18 protein-coding genes and 1 pseudogene are annotated in these 18170 nt (G+C 47.1%); 7 read left to right on the forward strand and 12 right to left on the reverse strand.

The genetic code is table 11. The annotated features are described in order from the left end of the window. Nucleotides 1-231: 231 nt before the first annotated feature. The 4 genes from katG to E6C74_RS14915 form a co-directional block, all read right to left on the reverse strand. Nucleotides 232-2406: a catalase/peroxidase HPI gene (gene katG / locus E6C74_RS14900; RefSeq protein ID WP_136486615.1), complete on the reverse strand. Its 2175-nt coding sequence runs from the start codon at nt 2404-2406 to the stop codon at nt 232-234. Between the two features lie 426 nt (nt 2407-2832). Beyond that, the gene (locus E6C74_RS14905; RefSeq protein ID WP_136486617.1) at nt 2833-4335 is read right to left on the reverse strand and encodes a HAMP domain-containing sensor histidine kinase; all 1503 of its coding nucleotides are present in this window, start codon (nt 4333-4335) and stop codon (nt 2833-2835) included. A gap of 8 nt (nt 4336-4343) precedes the next feature. After that, the gene (locus tag E6C74_RS14910) at nt 4344-5021 is read right to left on the reverse strand and encodes a response regulator transcription factor (protein ID WP_136486619.1); all 678 of its coding nucleotides are present in this window, start codon (nt 5019-5021) and stop codon (nt 4344-4346) included. Nucleotides 5022-5217: 196 nt separating this feature from the next. Then, on the reverse strand, nt 5218-6417 hold the full coding sequence (locus E6C74_RS14915) for a type III PLP-dependent enzyme (protein WP_136486621.1): 1200 nt from the start codon (nt 6415-6417) through the stop codon (nt 5218-5220). Nucleotides 6418-6898: 481 nt separating this feature from the next. On the opposite strand from E6C74_RS14915, the gene E6C74_RS14920 reads away from it, so the two are divergent. Then, nucleotides 6899-7921, forward strand: a complete 1023-nt coding sequence (locus E6C74_RS14920) for a helix-turn-helix domain-containing protein (RefSeq protein ID WP_136486623.1) — start codon at nt 6899-6901, stop codon at nt 7919-7921. Between the two features lie 143 nt (nt 7922-8064). Here E6C74_RS14920 and E6C74_RS14925 read toward each other — a convergent pair whose 3' ends face one another. Continuing rightward, nucleotides 8065-8526, reverse strand: a complete 462-nt coding sequence (locus E6C74_RS14925) for a DMT family transporter (protein ID WP_136486625.1) — start codon at nt 8524-8526, stop codon at nt 8065-8067. A 9-nt stretch (nt 8527-8535) separates the two neighbouring features. Continuing rightward, nucleotides 8536-8970 carry a DMT family transporter gene (locus E6C74_RS14930; RefSeq protein WP_136486627.1) on the reverse strand — a complete coding sequence of 145 codons (435 nt, stop codon included), beginning with the start codon at nt 8968-8970 and terminating at the stop codon, nt 8536-8538. 98 nt (nt 8971-9068) lie between these two features. On the opposite strand from E6C74_RS14930, the gene E6C74_RS14935 reads away from it, so the two are divergent. The 5 genes from E6C74_RS14935 to E6C74_RS14955 all read left to right on the forward strand — a co-directional run bounded on the left by E6C74_RS14935 (nt 9069) and on the right by E6C74_RS14955 (nt 12362). Further along, on the forward strand, nt 9069-10001 hold the full coding sequence (locus E6C74_RS14935; protein WP_136486629.1) for a LysR family transcriptional regulator: 933 nt from the start codon (nt 9069-9071) through the stop codon (nt 9999-10001). Between the two features lie 64 nt (nt 10002-10065). Beyond that, nucleotides 10066-10386 (forward strand): DUF1840 domain-containing protein, encoded by a 321-nt coding sequence (locus E6C74_RS14940; RefSeq protein ID WP_136486632.1) that lies wholly within the window; start codon nt 10066-10068, stop codon nt 10384-10386. Between the two features lie 164 nt (nt 10387-10550). Next, nucleotides 10551-11072: a DUF2058 domain-containing protein gene (locus tag E6C74_RS14945; protein WP_136486634.1), complete on the forward strand. Its 522-nt coding sequence runs from the start codon at nt 10551-10553 to the stop codon at nt 11070-11072. 116 nt (nt 11073-11188) lie between these two features. After that, a complete protein-coding gene (locus tag E6C74_RS14950; protein ID WP_136486636.1) occupies nt 11189-11626 on the forward strand; it encodes a DUF3859 domain-containing protein in 438 nt (145 codons plus the stop codon). A 403-nt stretch (nt 11627-12029) separates the two neighbouring features. Then, nucleotides 12030-12362: a PBPRA1643 family SWIM/SEC-C metal-binding motif protein gene (locus E6C74_RS14955; RefSeq protein WP_136486638.1), complete on the forward strand. Its 333-nt coding sequence runs from the start codon at nt 12030-12032 to the stop codon at nt 12360-12362. Nucleotides 12363-12585: 223 nt separating this feature from the next. Here the strand turns inward: E6C74_RS14955 and E6C74_RS14960 are convergent, their stop codons facing one another. From E6C74_RS14960 to E6C74_RS14980, 5 genes and pseudogenes are all read right to left on the reverse strand, one after another. Further along, on the reverse strand, nt 12586-12999 hold the full coding sequence (locus tag E6C74_RS14960; RefSeq protein ID WP_136486671.1) for a GFA family protein: 414 nt from the start codon (nt 12997-12999) through the stop codon (nt 12586-12588). Between the two features lie 138 nt (nt 13000-13137). After that, entirely contained in the window at nt 13138-13656 is a 519-nt protein-coding gene (locus tag E6C74_RS14965; RefSeq protein WP_136486640.1) for a GNAT family N-acetyltransferase, read from the reverse strand. 160 nt (nt 13657-13816) lie between these two features. Continuing rightward, nucleotides 13817-14551: pseudogene (locus E6C74_RS14970) on the reverse strand (SDR family oxidoreductase); the annotation flags it as partial. Between the two features lie 243 nt (nt 14552-14794). After that, nucleotides 14795-15097: a type II toxin-antitoxin system RelE/ParE family toxin gene (locus tag E6C74_RS14975; protein WP_136486642.1), complete on the reverse strand. Its 303-nt coding sequence runs from the start codon at nt 15095-15097 to the stop codon at nt 14795-14797. Further along, the gene (locus tag E6C74_RS14980; RefSeq protein ID WP_136486645.1) at nt 15085-15342 is read right to left on the reverse strand and encodes a type II toxin-antitoxin system Phd/YefM family antitoxin; all 258 of its coding nucleotides are present in this window, start codon (nt 15340-15342) and stop codon (nt 15085-15087) included. The genes E6C74_RS14975 and E6C74_RS14980 overlap by 13 nt, the downstream gene beginning before the upstream one ends. A 734-nt stretch (nt 15343-16076) precedes the next feature. Here E6C74_RS14980 and E6C74_RS14985 point away from each other — a divergent pair. Further along, nucleotides 16077-17033 (forward strand): IS110 family transposase, encoded by a 957-nt coding sequence (locus E6C74_RS14985; protein ID WP_136486647.1) that lies wholly within the window; start codon nt 16077-16079, stop codon nt 17031-17033. Nucleotides 17034-17055: 22 nt separating this feature from the next. Here the strand turns inward: E6C74_RS14985 and E6C74_RS14990 are convergent, their stop codons facing one another. After that, nucleotides 17056-18009, reverse strand: coding sequence for a hypothetical protein (locus E6C74_RS14990; protein ID WP_206208416.1), 954 nt, complete (start codon nt 18007-18009; stop codon nt 17056-17058). Between the last annotated feature and the right edge of the window lie 161 nt (nt 18010-18170).

The raw sequence follows: 18170 nt of genomic DNA on the forward strand, positions 1-18170 counted from the left end.
TAATTCTAACAATACAGCCTGAAATACGATTGGTGCCTTTAACCCGTTGACACACTGTCGGTGTTAGCCAACGGATTTAAAATCTCTGACATCCGAGATAGATTGCCCCTTGACTAAACAGAACCAGATTCGTCACTTGAGTTTACATATAAGAAGACTCCCCTTGGGGAGTCTTCGCGGTTGTCTGGCCAAATTCAAATTAGATTTGGCCCTCTGTCATGCTAAAGCTAATCACACCAGATCAAAGCGGTCTGCGTCCATCACTTTAGTCCAAGCCGCGACAAAGTCATTGATGAATTTCGCCTGGTTATCATCCTGAGCATACACCTCGGCATAAGCACGCAAGATAGAGTTGGAACCAAACACCAGATCGACGCGGGTTGCGGTCCATTTCGTCGCACCACTCTTGCGCTCGACAATATCGTACGAGTTACGACCAGTCGGTTTCCAACGGTATGACATATCCGTCAGATTAACGAAGAAATCATTGGTCAGTGTACCAACCCGGTCAGTAAACACGCCGTGTTCACTACCAGAATGGTTGGTACCCAGCACGCGCATACCACCAATCAGTACTGTCATCTCCGGTGCAGTCAGTCCCATTAGTTGCGCACGATCCAGTAGCAGCTCTTCCGGCTTCACCACGTAGTGCTGTTTCTGCCAGTTACGGAACCCATCCGCCAACGGTTCCAGTACGTCAAAAGACTCGACATCGGTCATGTCTGCACTTGCATCACCACGGCCAGGACTAAACGGGACTTTAACATCAAAGCCAGCCGCTTTTATGGCCTGCTCGATGCCGACGTTACCCGCCAGAACAATCGTATCAGCCACACTGATGCCTGCGTCAGCTGCAATACCTTCCAGCACCGAGAGCACTTTTGCCAGACGCTCAGGCTCATTACCTGCCCAATCTTTCTGCGGTGCGAGGCGAATACGTGCACCATTCGCGCCACCGCGGTTATCGGAGCCACGGAAAGTACGGGCACTGTCCCAGGCTGTTGCCACCATGTCACTCACATCCAAACCGCTTGCTGCGATTTTGGCTTTAACAGCATCCACATCGTAATCACTGCGCCCAGCAGGAATCGGGTCCTGCCAAATTAGATCTTCCGCCGGTACATCCGGACCAACATAACGAGATTTAGGTCCCAGGTCACGGTGAGTCAGTTTGAACCAGGCACGAGCAAATACTTCATTGAAGTAATCCTGATCTTTGTAGAAACGCTCGGAGATCTTGCGGTATTCCGGATCTTCTTTCAGCGCCATGTCAGCATCCGTCATCATCGGATTGCAGCGCACCGATGCATCTTCCACATCGACCGGTTTATCCTGGTCAGCAATATCAACTGGCTCCCATTGCCAGGCGCCTGCCGGACTCTTCGTTAACTGCCACTCATGTTCAAGCAGCATTTTGAAGTAACCGTTGTCCCATTGCGTAGGATGTGTAGTCCATGCCCCTTCCAGGCCGCTGGTCACCGCGTTGCGGCCAATACCGCGTGATTTATGGTTAATCCAGCCAAGGCCCTGTTCTTCGACATCTGCACCTTCCGGATCCGGGCCCAGTTCAGCAGGATTACCATTACCATGCGTTTTACCCACGGTATGTCCACCAGCGGTCAGTGCAACCGTCTCTTCATCATTCATCGCCATGCGGGCAAACGTGACGCGCATATCTTGGGCCGTTTTGAGCGGATCCGGGTTACCGTCCACCCCTTCCGGATTGACATAAATCAGCCCCATCATTACTGCTGCCAGCGGGTTTTCCAGATCACGTTCACCTGAGTATCGCGAACCTTCGCTACCACTCGGTGCCAGCCACTCTTTCTCCGATCCCCAGTAAGTATCTTTTTCCGGGTGCCAGATATCTTCGCGGCCAAAGCCAAAACCAAAGGTTTTAAAGCCCATTGACTCATAAGCCATGTTACCGGCCAGCAGAATCAAGTCGGCCCAGCTGATTTTGTTACCGTATTTTTTCTTCAGTGGCCACAGCAGGCGACGAGCTTTATCAAGGTTACCATTATCCGGCCATGAGTTAAGCGGAGCAAAACGCTGGTTACCAGTCGCGCCGCCGCCGCGGCCATCAGCAGTACGATAGCTGCCCGCTGCGTGCCAGGCCATCCGAATCATCAAACCGCCATAGTGTCCCCAGTCGGCCGGCCACCATTCCTGACTGTCGGTCATTAATGCTTTTAGGTCTTTCTTCAGCCCTTCAACGTCGAGTTTTTTTAGCTCATCACGGTAGTTGAAGTCGGCTCCAAGCGGATTGGTTTTGGTATCGTGCTGATGCAGAATATCCAGGTTGAGTGCGTTCGGCCACCAATCCATATTGGATTTCCCCGCAGAAGTCATCGCACCGTGCATTACCGGGCATTGACCTGCGGAGTGACTGTCATGATTTGCCATACATTGTCCCTTTGTCGTTCTAGTGATTTAACTTACTTCCGTCAGTTCTACGCGATGGTGCTTTGTAAGGTAACTGCCAGAAATATCGAAATATTTAAAGACTACGACAATCAGTCTAGACGCTAACCAGCCAATATTCATATTATTTCTGGCAATCAATTTGATAGATGAAAACTATTGATATTAATGAAACTATCCGGAAATTGCGTGGCGAACAAAAGGAACAGCAGCACTGATGCTGGCAACTTCGGCCTATGCTGGACTACCGGAAACCGCAATCACGCGTCACGTCGCCAGCATGTATGCCCGTCTATACAATGAGATCGTCAAGGGTAGCCAAACCGGCCATGTTACCTAGCACACGCGTGCTTTGCATTTATGACTGGTTAAGTTTGCAGCCCTGACAGGTTAATGTTTGCAGCCTAGTTAAACCACTGCCTCTTCCTCTACATACTCGTCTTCAACCTGGGCTCCGATTTTCGGGATCCGAATACTGACCGTGAATTTAAGTGATTCCGGCAAAGAAAAGTCCAGCCCATACCCGTGCTGCTGACAAATATTATTAATGATGGAGAGCCCTAAGCCAAAACGTTCGTTATTAGTGCGCGAGTCGTCAATCTGAAACAGTGGTTGCACCATTTTATCCAACTGCTCCTGAGAAATCGTATGATTGAGATGATTGGAGATACTGAGCTCGTAGTCACCATCCTGTTCATGCCAACATGCTTCTACTTTGGTTTGCGCGGGGCTGTAATAAAGGGCGTTATCAAGCAGATTGATTAAGATGGTTTCCAGGCTGAAACGATCCGTCAAAAACCATTCATCGGTCTCGCACTTCTGCTCCAACCGCTGCGCCACATCCGGGTACTTAAATTCAATATCCTGCTTTACCTGAGCCAACACTGAGCGAATCGACAGTGCCTCTTTACGCAGATTCAGCGACGGTGACGCGGTGCGTTGCAGTAACAACAGTTTCTCGACAATCGATTTCATCCGCTTGGCGATGGCCAGAATATCATCCGGATAGGTTTTGCTGATCCGCTCATCATCCGGATAGCGAAGATACACTTCACTCAGTGTAATCATCTCTGCCAGCGGGGTTTTCAGTTCGTGGGCAATATCGCCGGTGATACGCTGCTCATTTTTAATCAGCTGCTGGTTACTGCGGATAAATCGGTTCAGCTCTTTACGAATCGGCTCAATTTCTTCCACTCGCTTGTCGGGCAGATCAAGTTCAGACACGGAATGCTGGTCAGTCAGACTGAGCGCTTTTAAGTCCTCATTGAGTTTATCCAGCGGCGCCAGGCCACGGCGGATAATGGTTTGGGTGACAAACCTCATCACCACAATCGCTATCAGGAAACTGCTGATTAGTAGTCCGTCCACCAGCCACAGCAGACTATCCAGGCCGCCGGCTGACTCATAAATCGTCATTGATACCGGCTCAATACTGCCGTCATCACTTTGCGGAACAAAATTCGACAACGTCGCTTTACCCAGTTCTCCGTTTGGCATCACCACATCAATAATGCGCTGTTCACCAATGGCAATATCCGGCGCAATCAGATCCACATTCGGATACGATGACAAGTTCGGCGAGCGGCCAATCGTTTTTCCGTCATGCCAGATTTGGAAATAATGCGGATCTTGTTCGGAACTGTATTCAGGTAAAAAACGCAGGTCAGCGGTAAACTCCACTTTATCGTGATTAAAGCTGATTTCCGATTTAAGGTAATTGGCCTTATTCAACATCGCCTGGTTAAACTGATCTTCGACCCAGTCATCAAGACCGATATCAACCGACAAAAATACGGCGAACAGAAAGAAACCAAACACCAGAGAGACAGAATTGATCAGTTTACGTTCTATCGAGGTCAAACGCGCACTCTGACCCGAGGCTAACTGCTGATACACTGATTTTACTGACATCTTCAACCTCAGCTAACTTTTTCCATCACATAGCCAAAGCCGCGTTTGTTTTTAAGCGGCAGTGAACCCTGTGCATCACGTACTTTTTTACGAATCGATGAAATGTGCGCTTCAATGGTGTTCTTCGATAAATAATCGAAATTACCCACCACCGCTTCACTGATCTGCTCAACGCTGACGACCCGGTTGGGCGCACTGAACAGGCAATGCAGAATTTTGTACTCGTTCGGAGTCAGTTCAATACACTGCTCCGCGTAATAGAAAGTTTTATCTTGCTGGTTGAGACGAAAATCATCCACCACCAAATTATGATCGACTTGATCCAACGAACCACGCCGCATCAGAGTCAGGATACGGGCATGTAACTCTTCAAACGAGAACGGTTTGGTCAGGTAATCATCCGCACCGAGCATCAGGCCCTCAACCCGCTCTTCTGTTTTGGTCTTAGCCGACAGAATCAGTACCCGGGTTTGCTTTTTTTGTTTCCGCAGGGCGCGCAAAATATCCAGGCCACTAACGTTTGGCAACATCAGGTCAAGAATTATCAGGTCATAATCGTGATGAGTCGCCAGGCTAAGTGCTTCCTGACCGTCTCCGGTTTCATCAATGGTAAAGCCAAGATGATTGAGACCCACGACCAGACTGCGGCGCAGCGTTTCTGAATCTTCGATGATAAGTAATTTCACGCAAGTATCCGTGGTTGTTGTTTATTTGGTTAACTTAAGACGTGTTCGGTTAACTGATGACGTATTAGCTTACTCGAAATCCGTCCCAATGTGGATCGCCTTGCCAGGCAAGAACGCCAGGGATATGTGAATCGGCCCAAAACAAAAAGCTCCCACCGGAGTGAGAGCTTAACCTATCGTTCAGATTAACGGCTGATTAGCCGATCATGCGTTCGCAGTTGGCCACTTGCTCGTTAAACACCACGGTTTGCGCGCGTTTAAAAAAGTTAAAGTCGGTTGCGGTTGCACTGGTGTAGGCACCCATCATACGACCGATGATCAAATCACCGTTGTCCAGTTTAGGCAGCATGATGTTTTCTGCAATCACATCAATACTGTCGCAAGTCGGGCCGGCGAGCACGCTTGGTGCACACTCGTCACCTTGTTTCAGAGTCACCAGCGGGTACTGGGCATCATCAAAGATCAGGCCGCTGAACGAACCATAAACACCGTCATCCAGGTAGTACCAGGTCTGACCATCGCGCTCTGCCTGACCCATCACTGAAGCCACGCTCATCATCGACTGCGCGACAATAAAACGACCCGGTTCTGCGATCACTTGTACGGTTTCTGGCAGCAGGCTCAGCGCTTCGTTGATCGGCACACAGAACTGATCAATCGGCATGACTTGTTTGGTGTAGTTCACCGGAAAACCACCGCCGATATCCAGCGTACTCAGTGCTGGCAGGCCACGTTCAACTGCCTGTTCCATCACCACTCGGCAAGTATTGATCGCTTCCACATATTTTTGCGGGTTCATGGTTTGAGAACCTACATGGAATGACAAACCTTTAATGTGGATATTCCACTCTTTCGCCGTTTCGATGATGGTCAGCGCCTGCTCAGGAGTACAACCGAATTTCTTCGACAGGTCAGCAAAGGCTTCAGAGTTACGGAAACTCAGACGCACCAGCAGTTCAACCTGATCATTGTAAGCTTTGAATTTTGCCAGCTCATTGAGGTTATCCACCACGAACACGTGACAACCGTACGCCAGTGCGTCACGGATGTCGGCATCGCGTTTGATCGGGTGCGTGTGAATCGTGCGTTCTGCCGGTACTCCTTCCTGCGCCACCAACTCAACTTCGCCACTGGTTGCCAGGTCAAAGCTCGCACCTTCTTGCAGCAGTGTTCTGACCACCGCTGGGTGCGGCAGTGGTTTCAGTGCAAAGTGCAGAGTCACGTTTGGCAGCGCATTACTCAGGGCACGGTATTGCTGACGGATAATATCGCAATCCAGCATCAGTAATGGTGCACCAAACTGCTCAACAGACGTTTCGATCAGTTGAACGTCATCAGCAGACAGAGCCTGAGAAGTGAAAGATTGAAAATTAAGAACAGAACGAGAACTAGCCATGGCAAACCTCCAATGTGGTTATGACACTTTTCACCTGGTGTTAGCGTGATGATGAAAAGTGGAGCGTCAATAAAAGCGCGTAAATGCGCTGTCAAAGTCACTCTTGGATAGTTGCTCTATCGCCTTGCCACAAAACAGACTGTGATGTACTCGGATTGGCTATCATCAAGAAGCGAGGCGATAATAGGGTCATAAGAAACTCAGCGCAATAAAAAATGCGTCTTTGAAAGCAAAAGGTTTTTGTGGTTAAGATTCGATTTATTAATCGTTATTTGCCGCCTCAATTTCAGGGTTTTATGCACAAGAATTGAGGTTAAATTCGCGCCGCTGAGAACTCATCATATACATCGCACCGATAACCTGTTAAAACGCTGTTAGAGCTATCAATGAGTTAACGTTTAACCGCCACAGCAGGAAGGCCGGTGTGGTGAGTAAGATAAAAATTCAGCGCCTTTTTAACCAGCAGTGAACTTAAATCCTCATGTCCGAGATCGTAACTACTTCGAATCCATCCCAGTCCGTTCCGGTAAATATCGGCTTTATTCTGCAGCCCCACTTTTCTCTGATGGCGTTTACCGCTGCGATGGATGCCTTGATTACGGCGAACCTGGTGCACGAACGTCCGCTGTACCAGATTCATACCTTTGGTATAGATTCGCGCAAGGTGCTGAGTGACATCGGCATCGACATCGCAACCGATGCAACGGTGGAATCACTGAACCTGCACAATCGCGGATCGATGGACTGGCTGTTCGTTTGCGGCGGCTATCGCTGTGATACGGCCTCAGCCGATGAACTGACTTACTGCCTCAAAGCGGCGTACAACCAGCAGATCAATCTCGGCAGTATCTGGAACGGCACCATTGCCCTCGCCCATGCGCAGGCCATCGATGAAGATGTGGTTTCAGCGGTGCATCCCAACAGTCACCACTACATTCGTACCACCTTCCCGAACCTGAAACTGGCCACTCACACCTACGAGGTAAGCGAGCACAGCGCGAGCTGCTCCGGTCCTAACAGCGCGATGGAAATGATGCTGAATATGATTGAAGGTCAATTTGACCGTCAGTTAGTGCGGGCAATTCGCGAAATCCTCAGCTGCGATCAGGCTTCGGAAGGTCGTCAGGCGATCCTGCATGGCTCCGCACCTGAGCCGGCCGCACCAGTACAATCTCGTCCAGCGGCTTTACAGGAAGCCATCTCACTGATGGAATCAAATATTGAAGAGCCGCTGACCCCGGAAGAACTGGCACGCTGTCTGGCGATGTCGCGCCGTCAGCTGGAACGTTTGTTCCAGACCCACCTCGATACTTCGCCATCGCGTTACTACCTCAAATTGCGCCTTGCGTTTGCCCATAAGCAGCTGGAAGAGAGCCGCGAATCGATTATTCAGGTGGGCCTCGGCTGCGGTTTCGTCAGCAGCAGCCACTTCAGTAACTGCTTTAAAGATCACTTTGGTTATTCACCCACTCAGCTCAGACAAGGCCTCAGCCGCAAGCACTAATACTTAGGTTACACTGCCACCAATACAAAAGCCCCCGCATCACTGCGGGGGCTTGCGTTAGCCGCTCCGGTCACATCAACTCTAGCCACATCAACTCTAGCCAAATCAACACTGGTCATTCACGCTAAGCGAATCGCGGCGGATTACTCCGTAGTCGCACTCTGATCCCGGCTGCTGGAGTAAATAAAATAGAGCGCGATGCCAAGGCACACCACCGCCGCCAGGCGATAAGGTGAAAACGCCATTTCACTATTGTTCATCCAGCCAAAATTATCAATCAGCAGGCTCATCAGCAGCTGACCAAAAATCACCGCAACCGTGGCAACCGCCACGCCGATGCGCTGCACCGCCAGCACCATAATCACAATATACGGCACGCCGCACATTGCTCCGAGCAGTTGCCATTTCGGTACATCCAGCAAGGTCACACTGTGTTTCGGCTCAAAGTAGAAGATCAGCAGCGCTGTGACTAAAGCACCGATAGAAAAAGTGAGAAACGCGCAGCGAAACACACCGACTTTGTTACCAAGCTGGCCGTTAATCGCAGCCTGAATACTCAGTAACGCGCCGCCCAGCACCGCCATCACAATCATTAACAGGGTCATAGTGTCTCCTTAGCTTTTGGCAATCAGCAGCAGTGCCGCCACGATAAACAGAAGAGCAATCAAACGCTTGCGGTCAATTTTACGATGCGGCGTCCCCAGCAGACCGAAATGGTCAATGATCAGGCTTTTTGATACCTGACCGGCTAAGATGCCAATCATGGTCATCGCGATCCCAATCACCGGCGTGGTCATAGTCAGGATCACCACATAACCGGTCCCCAGAATACCACCCAGCAACTGCCACGAAGGCTGCTCAAAGAACGACGGACTGTTGCGCGGGCTAAAAAACAGCATCAACAAAAACGTCAGCGCCGCACCGACGCCAAAAATACTGAAAGTGGCCCACAGATGGCCGACCTGCTCCCCGAGCGGGCCGAGAATACCCGCCTCCACGGATAAACCCATCCCGCCGACAATCACGAGTAGGATTAACAATAACTGCATATAACAAGGCTCCTAATAAGTCAGGCGCGCATGATATAGTGGTGAATTAAAAAGAAAAACGACATAATATGGTAATCACCTTTGCAGAAGTTGCACAAATGAACCGAACCAATAACATTGATATCCGCGCATTACGGTTTTTTGTCAGCGTGTTTGATGCCCAGAACTTCTCTGTGGTCGCGCGGCGCGAAGATGTTTCTGCGTCCATGATCTCGCGCACGATTCATAATCTGGAAGATGCTCTCGGCCAGCAGTTGTTCTACCGCAATACCCGAGCGGTGGTGCCAACCGAAGCCGGTAAACTGTTTTTTAGTTATGCCAAAACCGTGATTGAACAGCTTAATGAAGCGCAGGAACAGCTGCAGGATCGCGCAGCAGAGCCGTCCGGCTTAGTCCGGCTCAATGCGCCGGTATTTTTTGGTGAGCGTCATATCGCGCCCTGGTTGCAGCAGTTATCTGAACGCTACCCCAATTTGGCGATAGACTTGACCTTGACCGATGAATATATCGATCCGCTTAAAGACGGTACCGACATCATTTTTCGTATCGGTACGCTGACCGACTCCTCGTTTCACGCCCGCATTCTCGGCAATCAGCGCTACCATCTGGCGGCGTCTCCCGCCTATATCGCTAAATACGGCATGCCGGATAGCGGTCACGCTCTGCAGCAGCATCGCTGCCTGGTATACAAAGGTTTTGAAGGGGCCAACCGCTGGTACCTGCGCCAAACAGATGCTGACTGGGTGCACTACCCAATTACACCATCTCTGAGTTCCAATAATGCCCAAAGCCTGCTGACTGCCGCACTGGATGGCATGGGAATCGTCTTGTTCCCAGACTGGCTGATTGGACAGGAATTGCAGCAAGGCAAACTGATCAAAATCATGCCCGACTATGACGCTGCTATTAATACTCAGCCCCAGCATATTGCGGCTATCTATCCGCATGTGCGTCATCCACCGCTTAATATTCGCGCGGTAATTGATTATTTTACCCAGATATACGGCAATCCCTTATACTGGCAGCCATAATTAACAACTGGGTAGCGCACTATTTGCATGTCTTTTGTTACCCTGAACTAAAGCGAGGCTCGTTATGTTAATCACTTTCCGATGTAAAGCGTACGCCAACGTCACCATGTTTGGCTCCGTAGGACTGCAAATGATCAAAATGATGGGTCATAGTGGCACGGTGCCGGGTGCCATTGGAGCTGACGATATCCCCCATGCCCTTGATTTGCTCAAATTGGCCATTACGGCAGAGCAAAAACGGGAAGATCAGAATGATTCAGAGCAGGATGATGACGATAAACGTGACGATCCGCCGGTCAGTATCTCCCATCGCGCCCTGCCGCTGGTCGATATGCTCAATGCTGCCATCAGTGCAGAATGTGGCATCATGTGGGATAGCGAGTAATCAAGGTTTGACCAATAAGTGACAACGTCACTAAAATTACGCCCATTGAGCGTTTATAATGCGACTTAGCGTTGAAAAATCAACATGCTGCCTTTACCCACTGCCTTTATTTGCGCGGCGTGAGCCAGTAGAATACTAAAGATATACAGCAAACCGAGAACAACATGGCAAAACTGACACTCCAAGAGCAAATGCTGAAAGCAGGCTTGGTTAATGAAAAGAAGCTGAAAAAAGCAAAGAAAGGCTCAAAAAAATCACGTGTTCAGGCACGTGAAGTAAAAGAAGCGGTTGAAGAAAACAAGCGCCAGCAACTTGAGCGCGATAAAGCACTCAGCGCACAGCAAAATGAACAGCGCCAGAGCAAAGAGATTCAGGCGCAGATCAAACAGCTGATCGCGATGAACAAGCTTGATCTGGGTAATGGTGACATCAAGTATAACTTCACCGACGGCACGTTGGTGAAATCACTCTACGTTGAGTCACTGGTGCGTGAACAGCTAAGTAAAGGCATCCTGGCGATTGCCCGCTTTGAAGAAGGTTACGCCGTGATCCCAAGCGTGGTAGCCAACAAAATCGCCCAGCGCGACGAGCAAGCTATCATCGATCAGAAAGAGCCGGAATCGGACGCGATCGACGAAGACGATCCGTACGCCGACTTCGTGGTGCCGGATGACCTGATGTGGTAATCCGTCCGCGGCTTGCCTGAACTGACGATGGTTCATCTCCGCAAGTCGCCCCGCTCCCATGCCCCGGCGTGGGAGCGACTATCTTCCCCCTATCCATCATCAACGAGCAATCACCAGTGGCAAAACGTACTCCAGTTATTGAAATAACGTCCTACGGGATTTACTCCCATTGGGACGCGAAAGCCAAAGAGCTGCCGAAAATCAAAGAGTTCACTCAGGTCGTCACTGCCGAGGAAGATGTCGAATTTGGTTTTATCGTCAATATCAAAAAGGCCAAAGGCGAGCTGCTGCAGTTTTGCATCCATCATCCCGGCATCATCAATAAAAAAGGCCAGGTATTGGCCCCGTTTGACGGTGAAGTGTACGTTCGCAGCAATGACTGGGATTTCTACCTGGGCGATACCATCCAATTGCTGTGCCCGGTGAACGGCCTGGAAAGCAATCTCGGTGAATGGCGCATGACGCTGGAAATGCAAGGCAGAACCATCGCCGAAAAGACGTTCAAAGTAGTAGGACGTGATGAGGGGCAGTTCTGGAAGTCGAGAGGGTTTTAGCACCCTTTACCAGGGCGAAGTTATAAATGTTCCAATCAAAGTGTGTAGTCAGTAAGTGCCAAACGGATATGCGCCGATCTCCACGGCTCTTTGGCCTGAATATCGGAACCAGAGACTATGAGTTATATCAGCCGATTCGATTTCAGCAGGCAGGTTGAGCCTCAATTGTTCCTCCTGAGATAACGGCCTTTGCAATAATGGATCATCATTCCCACAAAACTTAAACACAACAACCGAATCGATTACTGCTCAATGAGGATGGCAACGCCACGCGTTAGTCTTTAACCCTGACACGTTTGTTATACCGTGCTCCGATGCTCCTTGCAGGAAGTTCTTTATCAATTGCGATAGTCCCGTATAATCGCGGCCAAATTACACCACACCAATCATCAGTGAGTTGCACATGTCCAAACTATTTTTCAAAGGTCGAATCGATGCTAGGCAGAACCACGTCATTTCAGGCTACAACGTAAAACGTGATGTAAAAGCAGGCACTGAAGAAGCTCCAATCAATATTGTCGTCCCAACTGAAGCTCGTAAGGCAGAGATCGAAGCATTAGTTTCTGAGCACGCTATTGTGGCCCATATTGCCGTAGACTCAGAGCAACCAGAGAACACCGTTGAGCTTGATACACTATTAAGCAAGCCTCAAACGATTACCTATGAAAAAACACCGAACCGTAATGAAGCGTGCATTTGCGGAAGCGGGAAAAAGTACAAAAAGTGCTGTGCCTAAGCGCTCGCTAGTGACACCAAAAACCGTCTTCTGACGGTTTTTTTGTGCCTAGGCTAAACTGATACAACAAATGGCAAGGATTCCCTTCTACTACCGAGGAACTGTTACTCGCTCTAACTTACTGACCCAAAAGGCACCGCAGTCGCGCGAAGTCATCAGGATCACGGTGTTGCGAATTAGATTTAAAGCGTTTGTTATGCGTGCGTAACCTACCGGGCACACACTATTCACTTTCACTGGGCATCGTATCAAATTGCGGCAGGCCATCGTTTATGAAACCCACGTCCCAACTTGCACGAGAACTGACATAGACATGAGCAGAAACCTTTGTATCTACAGGCTCTGACAGCAACCCCGCTGGAATCCAATACGACTTACCATCTAAACTGATATTTGGTACTGGACTACCGCATCGACAACAAAACTCAGATTTAAAACCAGAACTCGTAGAGAATGACCTAATTTGATGTTTGCCGGAGATCCATTTAAAACTAGATGAGTTAACTATCAACGCTGAATTTGATGAAGAGCCTGATACTTTGCGACACAACGAACAATGACACTGATAGATGGCGGGTAATTCACCTGACAATTTAAACGACACTTCGCCACACAAACAATTTCCTTTCAACTTCATCACTCCTAAGTCAATGAGTACGCACAACGCCTAGTTAAGCTGCTAACAAAGCCACAAAAAACTTTCCGTAGAGCACTGACAAAACCATACTCTTTAGAACTAAAATATCACGCATTGGCAGTCAGTTTGAACCGATTGCTATGTGACAATATTTATTCGTTGGTAAATATGATCTGCATATAGCTGTCCACCAATCTCGTACGCATTAGGGACAATTTTATCTAGTACAAATCCAGATTTTGTCAGCACTTTTTCTGAACCAATATTACCTTCAGTTACCACTGCGCTATATCTTTCGATGCCAATTTGTAAATGAGAGTAGTTAAGCAACGCGCTTAAAGATTCACTTCCATAGCCAAGTCCATGATATTTAGGTAGGAATAAGAAGCCAACTTCAGCGACTCCGCTGTGAAGGCAAAAACCTATTATCCCTATTTTCTTACCCGTAGCCAATTCAGATACAACCAAACAAAGCCAATGACTTGATTCTCGTGACCAAGGGATTAACCTGGACTGAAACTTGGCTTCAATTTCTAAGATTGAAGGCTCATTAAAACAGAACGAAATAACTTTTGGATCTGTATGTAATTGATAAAATAGTGTCCAATCTTTTTCTGATATTGGCTCCATAACTAATCGCTCTGATATTACCTTCATATCGCTGAACCCTCCTTGTCACATGTAGCCCGCTTGAGGTGATGAGCAACGCAATACAAATACGACCGCATGGCGTATTAAACACTATACTCACCGCAAAACAAAACTGCCACGCGGTGCGAATCTGCTTGAATTGCTTGAATTGCTTGAATTGCTTGGTAGCCAATGATAGTCCACCATCAACGACCAAAGTGTGACCGACGATATAGCTGGCTTTATCTGACAATAAAAACTCAATTGCATTAACGATTTCGTCAATTTCCCCAAAACGATTGATCGGTACTACGTCAGCAACATCAGCGCGGATATTGGAGTTTTCAAGTTGCCTTTCTTCCCATCGGGGAGTCCACGTTACACCGGGAGCAACCGCATTAATTCGAACTCCAGATTTGATGCTTTCTAGAGCAACAGATCTAGTCAACCCTTCAAGCGCGTGTTTAGCAGCACTATACATTGCTGCATTCGGTGTTGGTCTAAGACCATTAACGGAACTTACATTTACTATGGCTGCCCCTGCTTCCATGAGTTTTAGTTCAGACCTCAAACACAAGGCTTGGCACAAAAAATCCACATGAAGTGTTTCTTTGAGGAGTGCTACATCGACTTGGGATAGGTAACCTCTAGAGGAAAGAGCCGGAGAAGCATTATTTACCGCTACGTCCAATTTTCCGTATTGAGCTTCAACGTAAGCAAATAAACGGTCTAATTGTTGCTCATCCGCAATATCAACCGACTGGTAATCAACAGATTTTAATTCTGGATATTTTTGCACTACTTCAAGCCAAATATTCTTCGAACGCGAGCAAGTAATAACTTTATATCCCTGCTTCACGAGCCGAAGAACTGAATACAAACCAATACCTTTTGAGCCACCAGTGACTAATGCAACTTTCAATTTAGGACTCCTTTTATATTTATGTACTTTGTCGGCTAACATCCTGTTAAGGTGATTAACAACGCCATACTGAAGCTGCCGCACACTACCTTAAACACGAAATGCACGGCATCATTGCCTGTTTTAGAAAGATGGGTGTGATCCTAAATTCAATGCTAAGGGGCGGTACTATGTGAGATGCAAATATGGCGAAAAATTAACTATTGACGCCATACTCGTTTTTTAGCCGCTCATTCTCAAGGATTATTGCTTACTTAGCAGGAACTTACGCAAATCTCTCTCAACACGCATGACAAACAGAATAAATACTTTATCACCGTCTTGTTTATAGAAAACACGACATGGATTAACGACAACTTCTCGATAACTTAAATGTTCTAGTTCGGGCGGAATCCGACCCGATTCAGGTAAAGTTTCTAAACGTTCAACTTTAGCGAAGATCGTTTGAACCAATTGCTTTGCAGCTACGAAATTTTCAAGTGCGATGTATTCAGCGATATCATCAAGGTCAGATAACACTGGCTCAGTCCAGATTATTTTAGCCATTTTGACATTTTGTCTTTGGCTTCTTCATGACTCACCATTTTACCATCAGTTAGTGCACGTTCGCCTCGCGCAATACCCTCAAGAATTGATAAACGGTTTTGCATAAACTCGTAATCATCAACATCTACCAAATATGCAGACGGTTTACCATGCTCGGTAATTAATACTGGTTCTTTGGTATCGTGAAGATCGGCGAGGATCTTAGTGGCTTGGCGCTTAAGTGATGTTACTAATTCTACTTTCATGAGAGCTGCTCCAAAGAATACTAGAGTGATACTATTCTATCACTTTTAGTATAGCAAGCTCCATGACGGCTAACGAATAGCATGGAATCCCCCTCCCGAGGATCTGCCACACTTACGTGGTACTTATTAGCACTGAAGGCACCATGTCTGATTATTCTTATTTTGGCGGTATCGATTTAGCTAAAAACCACTTCAGTATTCATGTCGTTGACTCGAAAGGGAAAGATGGAGATAGGTTAAGACCACTAGCGGAGAGCCTGTTAATGCGGCGGACACATATGATGTCATCTAACGAATAAGGTACCGCAGTCGCGCAAAGTCATCAGGGTCACGATGTTGCGAACCATCGATTATAAAGACCGAATGTAGAGCGGCAGTCCAAAACCCATCACTTGAAGTTTAGCGGATGTTTGACAACCGGGGGAATCCATGTAGCCGCATTAAGGTGTGAGCGGCGCTTGGCTATACTTGAGCGAAGCGAAACTGCCAAGCGTTGCGAATCACTCTTAAATGCTTGTATGGGAAATTATTCCCATTAATCGACCTGTTTCGGGTAATGTGAGACCCAGGCTTTAGCTGCAACTAAAGCTTTCTATGTTGTAGTTCGATTGAGCGCTGGCTCCTCTATCGAGATACCGATAACAAACATGAACGCGACATAGAACTCCAAGCACCGAACTCGAATACTCGACTGGGTCTCGAACCCGCATTACGCAAGCAAGAGTTAGCTTATTATGAATACAAACACACTTCAAAATATTAATGTCGGTGTTGATACCGGCAAAGCAAATCTAGATATCTATATCCGCCCACTTGATATCTTTTTTACGGTTTCTAATGATGATAAAGGAATAAAAGAAGCGGTAAAAATCATCAAAAAACATCAGCCTGAACGCATCGTTATCGAAGCAACCGGCCGCCTTGAAATGCCTTTTATTATCGCCTGTTCCAAAGCCAATTTACCTTTTGTGATTGCCAATCCTATCCACATTAAACGCTTCGCCGGCGCTATTGGCCGCAGAGCTAAAACGGATAAACTGGATGCTCAATTAATCGCTCATTATAGCGAAACCATTCAGCCTCAGCTGACCCAGTTAAAGCCGGAAATCATGCGATTAATGAGTGATTTAGTCTCCCGTCGGCATCAAATTTTAACGATGCAAACCATGGAAAAGAATCGCTTACAACAACTCCCTAAAACGCTTCATTCCACAATCAATCCAATCATTGCTTCCTTCAAAAATCAGATAGAGAAGATCGAAACACTCATCATTGCTCTCATTGAAAAAACGCCTTCTTATCAGAGCAAAAATATTATTTTACAAAGCGTCCTAGGCATCGGAAAAGTGAGTGCCGCCGCCATCATTAGCAACGTTCCTGAGCTGGGTTACATCAGCAATAAACAAGCGGCGTCTTTAATAGGTGTTGCTCCCATGAATAGAGAAAGTAGCCGCTATAAAGGCAAACGAATTATCCAAGGTGGGCGAGCTCAGGTGCGTACAGTCCTGTATATGGCCATGATGTCTGCAATGCAATCTAACCCCGTTTTTAAGACCACATATCAACGATTACTGGAAGCAGGGAAACCCAAAAAAGTAGCTATCATTGCCTGTGTTAGAAAGATGGTTGTGATCCTGAATTCAATGCTAAGAGACGGAACTATGTGGAATGAAAATATGGCGAAAAATTAACTATTGACGCCATACTCGTTTGTTAGAAATTGATTTTCGTTATACTTTCAACGTCCCACCCAGAAAAGCCAATACCATCATCGATAAGTAATGATTTTGGCTCTAGCTCAAAAGGGTTGACCCCGCTCATTATTAAGCTCTCCACTTTTCCTTTTTGAGTAGAAGACAAGCTATCCCACCAACTAGGAGATGTGAAAGTATTTTCTGCAACACTATAAAAGAAGCGAACTAATTTTGAAAATAGGTCTTCTTGCGAGCCAGTCAATAATGTATCGATGAAACCTTGTACAATTGACTCTCCGTTAAACCAACTCAAAACGGCACAGCCTTTTCCGTCACTAGAAAATGAGTTGAACACCAAGTACTGAGGTACAACCTTTAAGTCACCTAAGTCCTGTATCAAATTTCCATCAAAGTCTGAAACTGGCGCAACAATCGAAGAAACGACAACTGGAATTGGTGTGGGTGAACTAAGTATCAAATGACACATTTCATTAGTCGTATGACCAAGAAGTTGAGAATCAAGCTTACTCTTAAATTCTGACAATTCAGCAATTGCAGTTTTCACGCCCAACTGATTGTCTGACGCAAACTGTTGGATAAATAGTTGCTCAATCGGTTGCTTGCCCTTATCACCTTGTTTCAACAACTCTGAGCTGATAAGACTTCCCTCTTTAGCATATAGTTCTTTCGCAACAGAACGATACATCAAAGCAAAACACTGATCTTCCTTATTAGTAAAAGGTTGATCCTCTATACATGCAAATAGAGATTTATCATGATGAGAACAAAAACCTTTAAAGGTTGAAGCTTGATTTACGCCTATTTTTTCTGGGACAAGCTTTCCATTGTTCTTAAACAGGTTAGGCAGATCAATTTTTAACCCTAAAACATGATTTGTGTCATCCGCAATAGAAATCAAACTGCTGCTTTTGGAGATGGTATGGGCATTTATGATTTTTTTACTGCAATCCACTTTGAGTTCATCAGGGACATAGCAACACTTACGCTGTGCGATTGTAAACCTCCCCTAAAATAGTGGCATACCTTTTTAGAGTTCTTCGGCGTAAACTGAGCCAATAAGGAGAACTTCTGATGAAAAAATCCCGTTACACAGAGTCACAGATCGTGAAGATC

Source organism: Vibrio sp. H11 (genome assembly GCF_004804295.1).
Classification (GTDB): Bacteria; Pseudomonadota; Gammaproteobacteria; order Enterobacterales; family Vibrionaceae; genus Vibrio; species Vibrio ostreae.

Excerpts from the sequence above, each read along its gene's own strand:
- E6C74_RS14930 (WP_136486627.1), bottom strand. The coding sequence starts at position 8,970 with ATGCAGTTATTGTTAATCCTACTCGTGATTGTCGGCGGGATGGGTTTA.
- E6C74_RS14925 (WP_136486625.1), bottom strand. The coding sequence starts at position 8,526 with ATGACCCTGTTAATGATTGTGATGGCGGTGCTGGGCGGCGCGTTACTG.
- E6C74_RS14965 (WP_136486640.1), bottom strand. The coding sequence starts at position 13,656 with ATGAAGGTAATATCAGAGCGATTAGTTATGGAGCCAATATCAGAAAAA.
- katG (WP_136486615.1), bottom strand. The coding sequence starts at position 2,406 with ATGGCAAATCATGACAGTCACTCCGCAGGTCAATGCCCGGTAATGCAC.
- E6C74_RS14905 (WP_136486617.1), bottom strand. The coding sequence starts at position 4,335 with ATGTCAGTAAAATCAGTGTATCAGCAGTTAGCCTCGGGTCAGAGTGCG.
- E6C74_RS14940 (WP_136486632.1), top strand. The coding sequence starts at position 10,066 with ATGTTAATCACTTTCCGATGTAAAGCGTACGCCAACGTCACCATGTTT.
- E6C74_RS14915 (WP_136486621.1), bottom strand. The coding sequence starts at position 6,417 with ATGGCTAGTTCTCGTTCTGTTCTTAATTTTCAATCTTTCACTTCTCAG.
- E6C74_RS14980 (WP_136486645.1), bottom strand. The coding sequence starts at position 15,342 with ATGAAAGTAGAATTAGTAACATCACTTAAGCGCCAAGCCACTAAGATC.
- E6C74_RS14920 (WP_136486623.1), top strand. The coding sequence starts at position 6,899 with ATGTCCGAGATCGTAACTACTTCGAATCCATCCCAGTCCGTTCCGGTA.
- E6C74_RS14985 (WP_136486647.1), top strand. The coding sequence starts at position 16,077 with ATGAATACAAACACACTTCAAAATATTAATGTCGGTGTTGATACCGGC.
- E6C74_RS14960 (WP_136486671.1), bottom strand. The coding sequence starts at position 12,999 with ATGAAGTTGAAAGGAAATTGTTTGTGTGGCGAAGTGTCGTTTAAATTG.
- E6C74_RS14975 (WP_136486642.1), bottom strand. The coding sequence starts at position 15,097 with ATGGCTAAAATAATCTGGACTGAGCCAGTGTTATCTGACCTTGATGAT.
- E6C74_RS14955 (WP_136486638.1), top strand. The coding sequence starts at position 12,030 with ATGTCCAAACTATTTTTCAAAGGTCGAATCGATGCTAGGCAGAACCAC.
- E6C74_RS14945 (WP_136486634.1), top strand. The coding sequence starts at position 10,551 with ATGGCAAAACTGACACTCCAAGAGCAAATGCTGAAAGCAGGCTTGGTT.
- E6C74_RS14935 (WP_136486629.1), top strand. The coding sequence starts at position 9,069 with ATGAACCGAACCAATAACATTGATATCCGCGCATTACGGTTTTTTGTC.